18 protein-coding genes are annotated in these 15192 nt (G+C 69.5%); 8 read left to right on the top strand and 10 right to left on the bottom strand.

Going from position 1 to position 15192, the window contains the following annotated elements:
- Window positions 1-359: 359 nt before the first annotated feature.
- Window positions 360-875 carry a DUF4760 domain-containing protein gene (locus IT780_RS37310; RefSeq protein ID WP_199516582.1) on the bottom strand — a complete coding sequence of 172 codons (516 nt, stop codon included), beginning with the start codon at window positions 873-875 and terminating at the stop codon, window positions 360-362.
- A 308-nt stretch (window positions 876-1183) separates the two neighbouring features.
- Here IT780_RS37310 and IT780_RS37305 point away from each other — a divergent pair, with 308 nt between their 5' ends.
- Window positions 1184-1633: a hypothetical protein gene (locus tag IT780_RS37305; RefSeq protein WP_199516581.1), complete on the top strand. Its 450-nt coding sequence runs from the start codon at window positions 1184-1186 to the stop codon at window positions 1631-1633.
- A gap of 166 nt (window positions 1634-1799) precedes the next feature.
- Here the strand turns inward: IT780_RS37305 and IT780_RS37300 are convergent, their stop codons facing one another.
- Complete coding sequence (locus IT780_RS37300; protein ID WP_199516580.1) at window positions 1800-2354, bottom strand: DUF2321 domain-containing protein; 555 nt, start codon at window positions 2352-2354, stop codon at window positions 1800-1802.
- Between the two features lie 213 nt (window positions 2355-2567).
- Here IT780_RS37300 and IT780_RS37295 point away from each other — a divergent pair, with 213 nt between their 5' ends.
- Together IT780_RS37295 and IT780_RS37290 are read left to right on the top strand one after the other, a co-directional pair.
- A complete protein-coding gene (locus IT780_RS37295; RefSeq protein WP_199516579.1) occupies window positions 2568-2918 on the top strand; it encodes a hypothetical protein in 351 nt (116 codons plus the stop codon).
- A 306-nt stretch (window positions 2919-3224) separates the two neighbouring features.
- Window positions 3225-3644 carry an N-acetyltransferase gene (locus tag IT780_RS37290; RefSeq protein ID WP_199516578.1) on the top strand — a complete coding sequence of 140 codons (420 nt, stop codon included), beginning with the start codon at window positions 3225-3227 and terminating at the stop codon, window positions 3642-3644.
- Window positions 3645-4613: 969 nt separating this feature from the next.
- On the opposite strand, the gene IT780_RS37285 is transcribed toward IT780_RS37290, so the two are convergent.
- Both IT780_RS37285 and IT780_RS37280 read right to left on the bottom strand, forming a co-directional pair.
- Window positions 4614-5510, bottom strand: coding sequence for an SDR family oxidoreductase (locus IT780_RS37285; RefSeq protein ID WP_199516577.1), 897 nt, complete (start codon window positions 5508-5510; stop codon window positions 4614-4616).
- A gap of 48 nt (window positions 5511-5558) precedes the next feature.
- On the bottom strand, window positions 5559-6692 hold the full coding sequence (locus IT780_RS37280; protein ID WP_199516576.1) for a CAP domain-containing protein: 1134 nt from the start codon (window positions 6690-6692) through the stop codon (window positions 5559-5561).
- Window positions 6693-6839: 147 nt separating this feature from the next.
- On the opposite strand from IT780_RS37280, the gene IT780_RS37275 reads away from it, so the two are divergent.
- The 3 genes from IT780_RS37275 to IT780_RS37265 all read left to right on the top strand — a co-directional run bounded on the left by IT780_RS37275 (window position 6840) and on the right by IT780_RS37265 (window position 8177).
- Window positions 6840-7223, top strand: coding sequence for a LapA family protein (locus tag IT780_RS37275; protein ID WP_199516575.1), 384 nt, complete (start codon window positions 6840-6842; stop codon window positions 7221-7223).
- A 115-nt stretch (window positions 7224-7338) separates the two neighbouring features.
- Window positions 7339-7659, top strand: coding sequence for an ArsR/SmtB family transcription factor (locus IT780_RS37270; protein ID WP_199516574.1), 321 nt, complete (start codon window positions 7339-7341; stop codon window positions 7657-7659).
- Window positions 7656-8177 carry an SRPBCC domain-containing protein gene (locus IT780_RS37265; RefSeq protein ID WP_199516573.1) on the top strand — a complete coding sequence of 174 codons (522 nt, stop codon included), beginning with the start codon at window positions 7656-7658 and terminating at the stop codon, window positions 8175-8177. The genes IT780_RS37270 and IT780_RS37265 overlap by 4 nt, the downstream gene beginning before the upstream one ends.
- Window positions 8178-8225: 48 nt before the next feature.
- Here the strand turns inward: IT780_RS37265 and IT780_RS37260 are convergent, their stop codons facing one another.
- Window positions 8226-8981 carry a DNA-directed RNA polymerase II gene (locus tag IT780_RS37260; RefSeq protein ID WP_199516572.1) on the bottom strand — a complete coding sequence of 252 codons (756 nt, stop codon included), beginning with the start codon at window positions 8979-8981 and terminating at the stop codon, window positions 8226-8228.
- 98 nt (window positions 8982-9079) lie between these two features.
- Between IT780_RS37260 and IT780_RS37255 the strand changes: the two genes are divergently transcribed.
- Together IT780_RS37255 and IT780_RS43570 are read left to right on the top strand one after the other, a co-directional pair.
- Window positions 9080-10312, top strand: coding sequence for a GNAT family N-acetyltransferase (locus IT780_RS37255; RefSeq protein ID WP_199516571.1), 1233 nt, complete (start codon window positions 9080-9082; stop codon window positions 10310-10312).
- A gap of 489 nt (window positions 10313-10801) precedes the next feature.
- Window positions 10802-11152: a hypothetical protein gene (locus IT780_RS43570; protein WP_372443893.1), complete on the top strand. Its 351-nt coding sequence runs from the start codon at window positions 10802-10804 to the stop codon at window positions 11150-11152.
- A 278-nt stretch (window positions 11153-11430) separates the two neighbouring features.
- Here IT780_RS43570 and IT780_RS37245 read toward each other — a convergent pair whose 3' ends face one another.
- The 5 genes from IT780_RS37245 to IT780_RS37225 all read right to left on the bottom strand — a co-directional run bounded on the left by IT780_RS37245 (window position 11431) and on the right by IT780_RS37225 (window position 15168).
- Window positions 11431-11904: a ribose-5-phosphate isomerase gene (locus IT780_RS37245; RefSeq protein WP_199516570.1), complete on the bottom strand. Its 474-nt coding sequence runs from the start codon at window positions 11902-11904 to the stop codon at window positions 11431-11433.
- Window positions 11905-12056: 152 nt separating this feature from the next.
- Window positions 12057-12959, bottom strand: coding sequence for an alpha/beta hydrolase (locus IT780_RS37240; RefSeq protein ID WP_307831584.1), 903 nt, complete (start codon window positions 12957-12959; stop codon window positions 12057-12059).
- A gap of 17 nt (window positions 12960-12976) precedes the next feature.
- Complete coding sequence (locus IT780_RS37235; protein WP_199516568.1) at window positions 12977-14167, bottom strand: DUF1015 family protein; 1191 nt, start codon at window positions 14165-14167, stop codon at window positions 12977-12979.
- A gap of 61 nt (window positions 14168-14228) precedes the next feature.
- Window positions 14229-14474, bottom strand: coding sequence for a hypothetical protein (locus tag IT780_RS37230; protein WP_199516567.1), 246 nt, complete (start codon window positions 14472-14474; stop codon window positions 14229-14231).
- 67 nt (window positions 14475-14541) lie between these two features.
- Window positions 14542-15168: a DsbA family protein gene (locus tag IT780_RS37225; RefSeq protein ID WP_199516566.1), complete on the bottom strand. Its 627-nt coding sequence runs from the start codon at window positions 15166-15168 to the stop codon at window positions 14542-14544.
- Window positions 15169-15192 lie beyond the last annotated feature (24 nt).

The raw sequence follows: 15192 nt of genomic DNA, 5'->3' as shown, positions 1-15192 counted from the left end.
AGTACTGTCGAAGAAACCGCATTAGCCACAGGTAGCAGGACGGACGCTCTCGGTGAAGTCAATCGTCGGGTATGAGCAAGTCGGCCCGGTTGAAGCCAGGCAGCACGGCTTGCCGGATCGGCTGCCTCCAGGAAGAGGAATCGCAGCCGGACGATCTTGAGTAGGCCCGTACCGCCGACTGGACAGTCACCTGGACCCACTCTGACCGCAACAGTGACAGCAACCGACCCAGATGATCTCGGCCGAGGCTATGCACCATTGGGCGGCTCTCCGAGGCCACGGCCACAGACGGACAACACCGGACGAGCCGCCCAGGACTTACAAGCGAGAGGTCCGGTGCCCGAAATAAGGGCTCCTAACTATTTCTTGCGCAGATCGTCAGTAAGCGTCTGAAGCTCCTTGTAGAGAGCAGGGTGCTTCTCTTTGCGGCGGAGATCTTCAATGAAGCCGCTGTAGGCGTCAAAAGTTTTGCATAAGGTGGTGCCCATGGCAGCCTTGATGACTGCGAAGTCGAGAATTCTTTGGTTCGCGCCAGTGGCAAGGTATTCATTGTAGTTGAGGAATGAAAAGATCAAACTCTTGACGGCCGGCTGACTGTGTGACTGATGGATGAACTTCGCTGTCCCCTCAGCATCCTTCGGAGAAGGGATTTCCTTCAGAAATGTAAGTCGTTGCTCAAGTGTCGCTGACAAAAACTCTAAGGTGGCGAGCTTTCGCGCTCTCGCGCGCTCGTCCTTGTAAGTGGTGCGACCGTGTTCAAGCTGCTTGCGCAGAAGCCGGATTTGAGCCACTACAAAGAATATGGCAATTGCATTCACTGCTACTCCCGCCACTCCGGCGAATGCGGCAATTGCTTCGGTCGTGGATTCCTCCATGGCGCAACCCTTTCAACCGGTGTGTTGACAAGAGCACAACGATCAAACGCCTCGTTGCGGCACGCCGAGTCACTCTGTGACACGAAGATCACGGTCGCCAGCTGAGTGGATCATGGGCCGGTGCAGTCCTGGCAGCATGAGTGTCTAACTGGGTGACAACCGGAACCAGCAGCGATGGACGACCACGGACACCGGCGGACCATTTAAGCAGCTCAAGACATGCCCAGGCCATCGTCAAGGCGCCTTGATCGTCCTTGACACGGAAGCGGTCGACACCACCCCTCGACAGGTTGTCTTACCGTGTATGCGTGAGCCTGGACAGCTTCGGCAATCTTGGGGACGGCATCGGCGGATTCGCCACGGCGGTGCTCGCCGTCTTTGCTTTCATGGGCGGCAAGTCGGCACTGCACGACTGGCGCGAACGTCAAGCGGCGGAAAGAGACTTGGCGGCGGAGCAGGCGAAGCAGATTCGCCTTGACCGAGAGCGCAACTACTTCGGTTGGATGCCCGGAGCGTTGTCCGTCTACGGCGTCGTCAACGTGACGGACCCATCCGAAGTAGCCAGAGCTACCGATGAGCTCTCGGCTGGTGAGCCGACCAGTTACGTACTTCTACGGGTGACGGACTCCAGCGATCGAGCGCACAGCCTACGGCGACTGGTCAGTGAAGATGGCTTTGTTGCGAAGGCTCCGACCGCTGCCGAGTACGAGGTTCTCCAACGGGGCCGCCCAACCGATCAGCTATCAAGCATCGAATGACTTGGAGCCGTCGGCTTGCGCAAGTGGGTGACTAGCTGACCGGCAATCGCAAGTGATTCTGCCGGACGTTCATGCACACTGACGGACTGAAGCCGCAGGTCGCTGGCCATGCGTTCCCAGGTCACGGTCGGCCATGGTTTGCCAGGGGTCAGGGGGTCAAGTAGAGCTAAATCCCGAGGTCATGCCGAATTTTGGCGGTAATGAGATTCTGGACGATCTGCATGACTGGCGCTGATGTCAAGAATGACCCACCCCGTTGCTTGATTTGAGCCCAGATCTGGCGCTCGCGCTTATCGTCCACGTCGTCAAGAGCCCGAAGTTCTGCAAGTCGGTCGTGAAGGAATACCCTGTCAGCTTCGTCAATTTGCTCCTCATCGAGGATATTCTCTAGCTCGAAGATCCGCTCCTCACGGGTTGCCCACGGGTGCGCTGCTCCGCAGCCATCACAGAATGTCGGGCGCTCCCACTCGGGGTCAAGGCTGTGTTTATCGGCCATGTACGGCTCGATGTGGAATTTCCCTCGGATACGGAGCCCGCACGAGGTGCAACCGAGAAGCACTCGCGCGCCGCACTTCGGGCACTTCGTGTCGTCTGGATATAAGTCAGAAGGCGACAGCGTGGTTGTCTGCTCGTGCCCCCGACGGCAGACGGCCGCGGCGTGGTGGAAGCGGTCTGGCTTGCGTCGGTACCGCTCAAGATCCGCCTCAGGGAATCTGATCATTCCTGCTCTTCCGCCAGGTTCATCGGCCCTGCTCCGCCGAGGCTCGGCGGCCGGTGAATCATACAAGCGAGGAAGTCTGCCGGCGAGCTACGCCGTGCCCAACCCTGATCCGACCGCACCGCCGCGGCTCGATCGGTCACGGGATGAGTAGACAGCAGTCCCGAACAGGCCGAATCAGCCACGAAGGCAGAAGGGAGCTGGAATTCTAGACGCATGGCTACCCCCGACAATTCCGATGAGACGCCGGAGCAGAAGCTAAACAAAGCGGCGGACGACCTTCAAGCCTCAACGGCGTCACTTCGCGCCCAGATCGCCGAGATGCGGGCGATGATGACCGAGGAAAACTTGACGAAGCTAGACCACTGGTGGGGCGGCCTCGCCGAAGATGATCGTCGGCTGCTGCTAGTGCACCGCGACGATGATCCCGTTCCTTCGGGCGCCATAGACATCCTCAGATCCATAGATTTGCCCATTGTCTTTGGGTCTGGCTTCCAGCAAGACTCACAGGTCCATTGGCCCAGTAGCTTGCACCTGTTCCTTCAGATCAAGGCCGCCGAGCGTTGATCGATCCCCTTCTGCTATCGGACGCGGGTTGGCGGTCAAGATGGACTTGTGCAGGCAGGGCGACGTCCCACCAAGTCGCATACCTATCCCTCCCCGGCTCGGACCTGCATCCGAAAAGTTGCGGCATTCTCGCTGTCCCTCTCGCGCCGCTTCAGCTCTACTCTGCCGAATCGTTCTCTTTAGGATCGAATCGTTCTCTTTAGGATCAAGGCGCCGCGCAAGCGCGACGCGGGCACTCGTGGGCGCCCTGCGGGCGGCCTCCGGCCGTCCTCGCGCGCCCACGGCGCCTACGCCTACCGTTGAGCGGTGGTCATCGATGACGATCTGGGTTCTGCAGGTCTGCGGCTGGTTCACTTCGGCTACTCCCCCGACAGCGGCTCCCAGCAGCTCCTACTCCTCAACGGCAGCTACAAGGCCGGCTGGCTGAACTACGACATCTGCTCTGCATGCCGACGAGGGCACGTTTGGAAGCTGACGATCGACGACGAATATCAGTGCCTGGGCGTGGGATCTCACATGCTCGACGTCGTTAGGCAGCGGACACCTGGACTTCGGTGGACTACCAGCGGCCAACGGAAGGAGGCTGTGGAGTTCTGGGCAAAGGTGGGCGCCCGCACTGGTCTCGGCTACCAAGCGGAGAAGCCGTGCCCGTGTCTGAAGAATGAGATAAGGCCATGGCGCCGGCGGTTCGAGGTCTGGAGGCACAGACGGGTCACCGGTCGGTAGCGGCCGTGACGATCGCCGAGAGTGTCCCTGTCCGGAGATCGGCACGGCGATCGCTGCCGCGCCGCTCCGCGGCTTGCCACCGAGTGTCGTAGTTCCGCCTCTAGAGTCGGCCCAGCGCTGCCGTATGCCGTCGTCGAGAGACTCACACTGGGTGCTCTACCGAGGTTCCTCGGACGATGCTTTGGGCGGCACCAGGACCACGTGAGTGCCGTACTCACGCGCGGCCCGGAAGAGGATGTCCAGACCTGTCTCATCGCCGTCCAGAGACCGCGAGAGCGGGAGCCACCAGGACTTAGAGCCACCGTCAAAGTCGGCTCCGCTGCTCTTGATGAGCGCAGTCTGCTCGCTGAACCTCGGATCGTCGATAGGCGCGGACCAGATCCGCAGCTGGTACCCAACGAGATGATCACTGTTGATGTCTACCACCAGCCCGAGGCTACGGACGGAGCGCGCCGCATCGAGAAGCTGAGCCACGACCCGACGTATGACGCCAAAGCATCGCCGCACCATTGACCAGCGGGCTGACGCTAGGCAAGGCGCACGGCGGAATCGGGCATACCGCCGACCGCCGGTGGGCCATTGGCGGGCCAGTAACTGGTTGCGGACTGCGGGGGTGCGGGCCGGGGTGCTTGGGGGCGGCCGGGGTGGGGTGGGTCAGCCGGGGTTGAGGTTTTCGGTGACGTCGCTTTGGAGGCGGGTCATGGAGTCGGCGAGGAGGGTGTTCGCGCGCTCGTTGTCGGTCCAGGTGTCCGGGAGGATCAGCTCCGCTTCGAGGATGCTGCCTCCTGCGGGTGCGTCGTGGACCTGGGCCGTGGCGGTGAGGCCGGTGCCGTCCGGGCGGGCCCATTGGACCCTCAGGCGGGACGGGTCGGGAGCCAGCGGTAGGTGCGGTCCGGGTCGGTGAGGAAGCCGAAGACCACTTCGGGCGGTGCGGTGAACGGGAACGAGCCCGTGATGCGGGTCGTCATGTCAGCTGACCGGCTTGCCGCCGGTGACGCCGAGGACCTCGCCGGTGGTGTAGCTGGATTCCTGCGAGGCGAAGTAGACGTACGCGGGGGCGAGTTCGGCGGGCTGACCGGCGCGGCCCAGCGGGGTGTCGGAGCCGAACGACTCGACCTTCTCGTCGGGCATCGTGGCCGGGATCAAGGGTGTCCAGATCGGTCCGGGAGCCACGGCGTTGACGCGGATGCCCTTGTCCGCCAGGTCCTCGGCGAGCGCCTTCGTGAACGCGACGATGCCGCCCTTGGTGGTGGCGTAGTCGAGCAGGGCGCTGGAGGACTGGTACGCCTGGATCGACGCGGTGTTGATGATCGACGAGCCCGCGGGCAGGTGTGGGAGCGCGGCGCGGCAGAGCCAGAACATCGCGTACAGGTTGGTCTTCATGACGCGGTCGAACTGTTCCGTGGTGATGTCGCTGATGCCGCCCGGCTGGGCCATCTGGAACGCCGCGTTGTTGACCAGGATGTCGATGCCGCCGAGGTCGCCGACGGCCCGGTCGATGATGGCCTGGCAGTGGGCCTCGTCACGGATGTCCCCCGGTACGGTCACGGCGGTCCGGCCGGCCTTCTGGATGAGCTGCACGGTGTCCTGCGCGTCCTGCTCCTCCTCCGGCAGATACGAGATCAGCACGTCCGCTCCCTCGCGGGCGAACGCGATCGCCACGGCCCGCCCGATGCCGGAGTCCCCGCCGGTGATGACCGCGCGCCTGCCGGTCAGCCGGCCGCTCCCCCGGTACGTCTCCTCGCCGTGGTCGGGCTTGTCCGGCATCGTGCGCGTGTTGCCCGGATGCGGCTGGTCGCCTCCCTTCAGCTCGGGGGACGGGTACTGGGAACGCGGGTCCTGAAGCGTGTACTGGTCCTGGGTCATGGGGTCACGCTTGCCCACGTGGGTCGTGGTTAACCGCCACGGATCGGTTCAGAGCGGGCTGGCGAAGTCCTGGGTCCAGACGAGCGCGCCCTGGGCGTCCGCCGCCACGCCGACGCCGAGGTTCTTGAAGCCGCAGTTGAGGATGTTCGCCCGGTGGCCGCTGCTGTTCATCCACGCGGTCATGACCTCGGCGGGGGTGCGCTGACCCTTGGCGATGTTCTCGCCGGCGCCGGACCAGCGGTAGCCGGCGTTCGTGATGCGGGTGGCGAACTCCACGCCTTCCGGGGTGGTGTGGTCGAAGTAGGTGCGGGCCGCCATGTCCGCCGAGTGACCGCGCGCGGCCGCGGTCAGCCGGTCGTCGGCGGTCACCGCCTTGCAGCCGGCCTTCGCGCGTTCGTCGTTGACGATGCGGACGACCTCGGCCTCGAGGGCGGCGTTGCCGGTCGGTGCGGGGGCAGGGCCGGCGGTGGGGGTTGCGGGCGACGTGGCCGGCGGTCGGGTCGTCGCCGGAGGGTCCGTCGGATCTGCCGTGGCCGTCGGTTCCGCCGGGGCCGTCGGCTCGGCGGTCGCCGGCGTCGCCGGGGGTGACGTAGGCAGCGTCGGCGGCAGGGACGCCGGGCCGGTCGACGCGGTGGGGTTCGGCGCCGGCGGTGCCGTCGCGGTCGCGCCGGGGTCACCCGAGGCGGTGGCCGTGGGTACGGGCGTGGGCGGCGTCCCGTCCGTCGTGATCACGAGCTTGTCGATGTCCGGCGCCGGCCCGACCGGGTTGCTGAAGGCGAGGGTGTTGTCGCCCGTCCTCAGGGTGGCCGTGATCCGCAGGGTGGCCGGGCGGCCGGAACCGCGCGTACCGGGGAAGAGGATCGCGGTGGGCACCGCGCCGTTGACGCTGATCTGGGCCGTACGGGTGCCTTCCGCGGTGTACGTGACTGCGAGCTTCGTGGGTCCGTCCTGTTCGGCGACGACACCGGCGATGGTGAGTACGCCGTTCCGGCCGATGCCGGTGACGCGGGTGCCGCCGGAGCAGCGCCGGCAGTCGACGGTGGTGGCTCCGCCGCTGAGGGTGTTGACGGTGGCCTCGGCCTCGTACGTGGTGGTTCCGGCGCTGGCGCTCGCCGCGACGGCGATGCCGGCGACCACGGTGACGACGGCCATGCCGCCGACGATGAGGACGGGTCTGCGCATGGTGATCCGAATCGTTGTGGGGGGTGGGGGCAATCCGGCGGAGACCCTAACGTCGGCATTAGACGAGCGTCTATTAGCCGGTTCTTAATTCTGCGGAGCCGCGTGTACGCCGCCGACGGAGAGCGTTCGTGAGTAACACTGTCAGTTATGGCGTACCCATCTGAGCAGTGGCCGGTGCCCCACGCGGACCCGGACCGGACGACGGACGCCGCCCCTCCCCTGCCGGACGAGCTGGCGCAGACGCTCGCCGGCCTCGGACCCGCGGGTGAGGCGCCGGCGCGACGCGCGGGGAACCGGCGGCCCGGCGCGGGTGCCGCGCGGCCGGCGGTCTGGGCCGGAGCCGTCGCCCTGCTGGTGGTGATCGTCTTCGTGGCGCAGAACACCGGCGGTGTCGACATCGCGTTCCTGTGGATGCACGGACGCGTCTCGCTCGCGCTCGCCCTGATCGTGGCGGGCATCGCCGGGGCCGTGATCGGCCGCGCGCTCGCCGTCGCTCTGAGGCGGCTCCGCCGGCCGGCACGCCGCCGCTGACCTCGACCTCGGCCGTCCCGCAGCGTTCCCGCCGGCCGGCGGGAACGTGACCTCCATTCGCACCCGGGCGCTTCAGGCCTTGACATGTGACCTTTTGGTCACCTAACTTTGCGTCATGAACGACGACGACCGGGTGTTCAAGGCGCTGGCCGACCCGACCCGTCGCTTCCTGCTCGACCTGCTCTTCGCCCGGGACGGACGCACCCTCACCGAGCTGGAGTCCGAGCTGGAGATGACGCGCTTCGGCGTCGCCAAGCACCTCAAAGTGCTGGAGGAAGCGGAGCTCGTCGTCGCGCGCCGGTCCGGCCGGGAAAAGCTGCACTTCCTCAACCCCGTGCCGATCCGGCTGATCCACGACCGGTGGATCGACAAGTACACCGAGCGTCACGTCACGGCGCTCGTCGATCTCAAGAACGCGCTGGAGGACGAGACATGACCGAGCCGCTGACCACCCAGATCTTCCGAGTCTGGATCAGGACCACGCCGGAGAAGATCTGGACGGCCATCACCGACCCCGAATGGACCGCGAAATACGGGTACGCCGCCCCGGCCTCCTTCGAGCTGAAGCCGGGCGGGTCGTACCGGTCCGAGGCGACCGACGAGATGCGCGCGTTCGCCAAGGAGAACGGCTTCCCGATGCCCGACACGATCATCGACGGCGAGGTGCTCGAGGCCGACCCGCCGCGGCTGCTCAAGCAGACCTGGCGGATGCTCATGGACCCGACGACGGCCGCCGAGCCGTTCACGACGCTGACGTACCTGATCGAGGAACTGAAGTCGCAGCCCGGGGTGTGCCGGCTCACGATCACCCACGAGCTGGAGGGTGCGCCCGCGACCGCGACGATGGTGGCCGGGTCGCCGCTCGACGAGGCCGGCGGTGGCGGCTGGGCGTGGGTGCTCAGCGACCTGAAGTCGCTGCTGGAGACGGGTACGGCGATGAGCGGGCGCGGCTGACCGGCGTCACACGGCGTGGCCGGGGCTGCGGGCCCCGGCCACCGACCGTCACCGGAAGAGGTCGACTATCCAGTTGAACGCGGTCATGACCCACTCGGTCTGACGGAGGTGGGCGATGCCGACGCCCGCCAGGAACAGGCCCGCGACGATGTGCGAACCCTTGGCGGTACGGCGGGTGCGGCCCAGCTGGCGTTCCAGCACGAGCCGGCCGACCAGCCGCGACAGGGCGAACACACCGCCGGCGACCAGCACGGACACGAAGAAGACGATGATCGGGGCGGTCAGGTCGCCGTCCGACGAGATGGCCCAGATGCCCCAGCACACGAACGCGAACAGCAGGCCCGCGAAGCTCCACTCGCCGCCGCGGCGCAACTGCGCGATGTGCCAGCTCAGCGGGTGGTGCTGAGCCGGGGGTTCGGCGCCGGGCCAGCCCGTACCCGTCGGCTCGTGCTCGGTGAAGTGCTGCGGCTGCGCCCGCGGGGTGACGGCAGCCCGGCCGCTGGAGAACGGCGACGGCGGTGCCGGCGGGGCACTCGGCTGCGCGACACGGGTCGGGTCCGGGGCCGGGCGCGCGGTGGCGCGGGTCGCATCCGCTGGTGAGCGGGGCGCCGCGCGGGTCGGGTCGACGGGCGAATGCGGCGCGGCCTGGCCGGGGTCCGCGGCGTACTGGCGCGTGGGCTCGTAGTGCGGTGCGCCGCCCGGGCGATGCGCGCGGGCAGGCATGTCCGTCGTCGGCGGATCGGCCCAGGGATCCTGCGGCGGCATGTCGAGGGTCCGTTCGGACCACTGCGGTTGCTCCGGCATCGTTCCCCTCCCCGGCACGGCCCGTCGCCGCCCTGCTTCGAGAGTAACGAGCCAACAAATCGCTCGCCCTCACGCACGCCGTCCGTTACACAAACAGCATGGACGCCTCCGGCATCACGATCAGGATCGGCACGGCGGAGGACTGGGAACCCATCTCCGACCTGCTCGGCTACGTCTTCCACCACACCCCCACGCCCGAGGAACGCGACGTCGAGGGTTCCGTGTGGGAGCCCGAACGGACGCTGGTCGCCGACGACGCCGGCACCGTCGTCGGGCAGGTCGCGGCGTACACGAGAGAACTGACCGTGCCCGGAGCGGTCGTCCCCGCCGCGCACGTCACGCTGGTCGGCGTCGCGCCGACCCACCGCCGCCGCGGGCTGCTCACCCGGATGATGCACCGCCAGCTGCGCGAGATCGCGGACGCCGGCCGCGAGGCCGTCGCGGTGCTCTGGGCGAGCGAGACCAAGATCTATCCACGGTACGGGTACGGGCCGGCGGCACAGCGGCTGCGCATGGACATCATGACCCGCGAGGTGACCCTGCCGGCCCCCGCGGACACCGGCCGGCTCCGGCTCGTCCAGCCCCTCGAGGCGATCGGCGAGTTCGGCAAGGTGTACGAGCAGCTGCGCTCCACCCAGGTCGGCTGGTCCAGCCGCGACGAGCGGTGGTGGCGGTTCGTGCTCTCCGACCTCGAGTCGCAGCGCGAAGGCGCGACGGTCCAGCACGGTGTGATCCACGAGACGGCGGACGGGCCCACCGGGTACGCGGTCTGGCGCACGAAGGGGCGCTGGGATGATCACGGGCCGAACGGCGAGGTACGGATCCGCGAGGTCGTGGCCGCGGACCCGGCGACGTACCTGACGCTGTGGCGCTTCCTGCTCGGCATCGACCTGGCGCGCCGGGCCTCCGTCGACTTCGCCGCCGTGGACGAGCCACTGCAGTACCTCGTCGACGAGCCGCGCCGGCTGGGCACCAGCCTCGCGGACGCGCTGTGGATCCGGATCGTCGACCTGCCGCGGGCGCTGGCCGCGCGGGCGTACGCGGCGCCGGTGGACGTGGTCCTCGACGTGGCGGACGACCTGCTGACCGAGAACGCCGGCCGGTGGCGGCTGACCGTCGACGGGGCCGGGGCGGCGACGTGTACGCGTACCGACGATCCGGCGGACCTCGTGTGCTCGGTGCTGGAGCTCGGCACGGCGTACCTCGGGGCTGTTTCGCTGAGCGCTCTCGCCGATGCGGGCCGGGTCCGGGAGGTGACGCCGGGCGCGCTGCGGGCGGCGGCGACGGCGTTCGGGTGGCATCGGAAGCCGTACCCGACCGAAGTCTTCTGAGGTGTCCCCCGGCCGCGGCTCGACGGTAGGTTCGGCGTCATGGGCGAACCTACCGAGCGTCGACGCCGCCGCGTGCGTCCCTCCCACACGGCGGCCGTCACGCCCGCCACGCCGCCCGACGCGCCGCCCGACGCGGCCGCCGAGCCGGCCGGCGGGATCGCGGCGGGCGCCGATTCGTCTCCCTTGACCGATTCGTCTCTCCTGGCGGATTCGTCTCTCCTGGCGGATTCGTCGGGAGTGGCCGATTCGTTGTCTTTGTTCGAGCCGGGGGCGGCTTCGCCCGGCACGGGCTCTGCGGGCGCGGATGCCGGGGTGCCGGTGGGTGGGGTCGTCGCTGAGACGGCTGCGGTCCACGATCCGGAGGACGAACCGGCGCCGGTTCGTGCCGATCCGGGGGCTGTCGCCGCTCGCAGCGCCGGGCCCGGCGGGTGGAAGACGCCCCGGCCCGGGCCGGGTGGCGCCGGGTCGCGGCCGGCGACGGTCGAGGGCATGCGTAATCGGCCCAGCTCGGGCGATGGACCGCCCCGGCCGACCTCGGGGGCGGGGGGCGGGTCCGGGCCCCGGGTTGCTTCCGGAGGTGCCGTCCGGGCCGCGTCCGGTGCCGGAACCGGGAACCGTGCGGCTGCCGGGCCGCGGAACGGGGGCGGCGGGGACGAGCCGGGTGAGCGCGGGCTGCGAGGGCTGGTCGGGTCCGGGTCCTCGCAGGTCAGCGTCGCTGCCGCGATGCGGGCGCGCGATGCCGCGCGGCCGACCGACGAGCATCTTGCCGCCGCGGAGAACGAGCTGGTGATCGTGCGGCGGAACTGGGTGCCGCGGGAGGACCTTCCGCGCGGGCGCTAGACCGTCCGGCTGGGCCGGGCCGGGCCGGACTGGGCCGGGCCGGACTGGCCCAGTCCGGACTGGGCGGGCCCGGCCGGGGTGCAGCGCACCAGGCCGCACCGGCCGAGCCGGGTCAAACCAAGTCAGGCCGCGCCAGCCAGGCCCGGCCGTACAAGGCCGGGTCGCACCAGGTTGGGCCGCACCAGGTTGGGCCGCTCCGGACCAAGCCGGGCGGGGCCGCTCGGCCAAGCCGGGCCCAAGCCGGGCCGGGCTGGCCGGCTCGGCTCGGCTCGGGTTGGTCAGGACGCGGGGAGGGGCGGCAGTTCTCGGGACGTCTCGTACTCGGCGAGCTGGCCGATGCGGCGGGCGTGGCGTTCGTCGCCGGAGAACGGGGTGGTCAGGAAGGCTTCCGCCATGGCCGACGCCTCGTCGAGGGTGTGCTGGCGGGCGCCGAGGGCCAGGACGTTCGAGTCGTTGTGCTGGCGGGCCAGCTGGGCGATCTCCACCCTCCAGGCCAGCGCCGAGCGGACGCCGGGGATCTTGTTGGCGGCGATCTGCTCGCCGTTGCCGGAGCCGCCGATGACGATGCCCAGGCTGCCCTGGTCGGCGACGACCTTCGCGCCGGTGTTCAGGCAGAACGCGGGGTAGTCGTCCTCCGGGTCGAAGACGTGCGGGCCGACGTCGACGACTTCGTACCCCTGCTTGGCGAGGTGGTTGACGAGGTGGCTCTTCAGCTCGAAGCCGGCGTGGTCGGAACCGAGGTAGACGCGCATGACCGCAGTCTGTCAAACGCCGATCGGAACGTCAGCGCGGCCCGCGGACTCGGCGCGATGGGATCGGCCGCAGCGTCGCGCGGCGCCAGGTAAGGACCCCGCGGCGGGCCAGGGCGCGCGGGGCGGCGGGGCAGGGCGCGCGGGGCGGCGGGTCAGAAGGTGAGGGCGGCGCGCAGGGTTGCCGCGATGTGGTCGGCTGCCGAGCGGGCCGCGTCGAAGATGGCGAGTTTGCGGGCGAAGCCGTGGTTGACCCCCGCGTACCGGACGTGGACGACCGGCACTCCGGCCGCGAGCAGCGCGTCCGCGTAGTCGGCGCCCTCGTCGCGGAGGACGTCGTACTCGGCCGTGATCAGGAGGGTTGGCGGCATGCCGGTGAGGTCCTCGGCGGCGAGCGGTGCGACGTCGGGGCTGAAGCGGTCGGCCGGTGATGGGACGAAGGTCTCCCAGGCCAGCTTCATCGAGGCGCGGTCCAGGCCGTTGCCGGGGACCTCGTCGTACGACTCCGAGGCGGTCATCGGGTCGATGGCGGGGTAGATCAGCACCTGGTGGTCCAGCGGGGTGGCGGCGTCGCGCTGGCGCCGGGCCGCAATCGTGGCGAGCTGGCCGCCCGCGCTGTCGCCGCCGATCGCCAGCCGGGACGGGTCGACCCCGAGATCTGCGCCCTCCTTGCGGACCCAGGTGAGGACGGTTTCCACATCCTCCAGGGCGGCCGGCCACACGTGCTCGGGGGCGAGGCGGTAGTCCACGGACAGCACGGCGCAGCCCGAGCGGTCGGCGATGCGGCGGCACAGCCGGTCGACCGTCTCCACGCTGCCGTAGCACCAGCCGCCGCCGTGCACGTACACGAAGACGGGGGCGCCGACCCTGCCCGCGTACAGGCGGCAGGGCACGCCGTCGGCGTCCACGTCGGCCACCACGGGCAGCGGGATCGCCGGGCCGCACTCGGCCTCGTTGGACTCCTCCATCGCGCGGCGGGCGAAGAGGAGCTGCTCATAGGGGTCCGCGGCCATCGCGTCGGCCGGTGGGCGCCGCCGGATGGCCAGCGACGCCGTCACCTGCGGATGCAACACCGTCAGTCCAGCTGGGCCAGGACGAGGCCGCCGCGGGCCTTCGGCGTGAACCAGGTGCTCTTGCGGGGCAGCTTCTGCCGGCCCAGGTTGACGGCCACGAAATCGTCGACGGTGACCGGGGCGATGAGGATGGCGAGCTCGGCCCGGCCGGCGTCGACCTCGCCGCGCAGCCACTCGGCCGGGTAGTCGCCGCCGACGTACGAGATGCGCTTGTCGCCCGGGTCGAGGCCGAGCGCGTCCCGCAGCAGCACCCGCTCGACCAGCGCGTGGTCCAGGCTGTCGACCGCCGACGCGCCCTCCGCGGCGGGCAGGACCACCGCATACGACGTGCCGTGCGCGTACAACTCGATGGTGCCCTTGGCGGGGATGGCCGCCGGTCGCGGCAGCTCCTCGACCCGCGCGCCGGCTGCGGTCAGCTGCTGGACCAGGTCGGTCGCCGGCAGCTCGCTGACGAGGCGGTTGTAGGGCTGGATGGCGACGGACGCCGGCGTGGTCACCACGGCGAGGAACCTGGGCAGCCCGCCGGTCTGCGCGGCCAGGCTGCGGTGGTTGCCGTCGGCGACGACCAGCTCGCCGCCGCCGGCGAGGGCGGTCAGCTCGTCCTGCAGCGGGCCCTCGGGCACGAGCCAGATCGCGTGCGTGCGGCCGCTCTGGTCCACGTCGGTAGCCGCCGGCGCGCCGGCCTTGTCGGTGGCCTCGGCGAGCGCGGTGTGCAGCTCGTCACCCTTGCCGGTCTGCAGCAGCAGAACCGGCGACAGCAGCGTCTGCAGCGCCTCGGCCAGGGCGACCCGCTCGCGCACCTTGGCGATGAACACGTCCTCGTTGCGGATGACGAGGCCCGGCTCGTCGGCCCGGGTGGAGATCTGGTCGGTGTCGACCATCGCCCACAGACCGTACGCGGCCGGCTCGCCAGGCGCGCTGATGCGATACAGCACGACGACCTGCTCGGCGGGGGTGTAGCTGCCGTCGGCCTTCTCCTCGGCGAGACGCGCGGCGGCCTCGGGCAGGCAGTCGAGGAACGACCTGCCCACCGACTCCGGCGCCCGGTGGGGCATCTCGATGGCCAGCGCGCTGTGCGGGTTCTCCGCGATGATCGCGGTGATCTCCGCGTCGTCGGCGAACTCGTCGTAGTTCTGCGCGCCGGTGCCGCCAGTGGTGATCCAGGCCCGGCTGATCGGGTGCACGACCGTCATGCCCACGACGCTACCGAGAGGGTCCGACAGCCCTGTGACGGGCCCGCTCCCGTCCCACCCTTCAGGTCGTGCCGCGGCGGTGCCGGCCGTACGCCGGAACGGACGGCATGTTGCCGCGGAACCGGGCCTCGCGGGCCCGGCGCCGCACGTCGGTGGCACCGGGCGCGTCGGTGACCGGGAAGCTGGACACCGTCACGGGCGGCGCGACCATCGCGGCTACCTCGGCCGGCAGGGAGGGGCAGACGGACTCCCAGGCACCCCGGTGCACCGCGATGGTGGTGGTGGCGACGCTCTCGGACTCGGTCATGGCAGCCTCCGGGCGGGGTGACGGTTATCACCTTCTCAACGACCGTCATCCCCCGGACGTGATGACTTCAGTCGAAGATCGGGCCGATGTCCCGCGAGCGCTTCAGCTCGTAGAAGCCCGGCGTACCCGCGACGAGCAGCACGCCGTCCCACAGCTTGCCGGCCGCCTCGCCCTTGGGCGCCGGGGTGACGACCGGGCCGAAGAACGCCACGGTCTCCCCGTCGACCGGACCGGGCGCGTGGATGACCGGCGTGCCGACGTCGGTGCCCACCGGCTTCATCCCGGCGTTGTGGCTGGCCCGCAGCGCGTCGTCCCAGGCGTCGCTGGTGGCGGCATCGGCGAGCGCCGGGTCCAGCCCGACCTCGGTGAGCGCCTCCGCGTAGAGCTTCTCGCCGGGCTCGTATTTCTGCAGGTGGATGCGGGTGCCCAGCGCGGTGTAGAGGTCGCGCAGCACCTGCGGCCCGGCGGCCTCGGCGGCGGCGATGCAGACGCGTACGGGTCCCCAGCCGTTGTCCAGCAGCTTCCTGTACTCCTCGGGCAGGTCGCGGCCCTCGTTGAGCACCGACAGGCTCATCACGTTGAACCGGACGTCGACCGGACGGAGCTTCTCCACCTCCAGCAGCCAGCGGGAGGTCATCCACGCCCAGGGACAGATCGGGTCGAACCACATGTCGACGGCAGCGCGCTCAGTCATCCCCCGATCCTCCACCCGCCGGGG

Source organism: Nucisporomicrobium flavum (assembly GCF_016464385.1).
GTDB classification, from domain to species: Bacteria; Actinomycetota; Actinomycetes; order Mycobacteriales; family Micromonosporaceae; genus Actinoplanes; species Actinoplanes flavus_A.
This window is presented reverse-complemented; position numbering and strand designations above follow the sequence as displayed.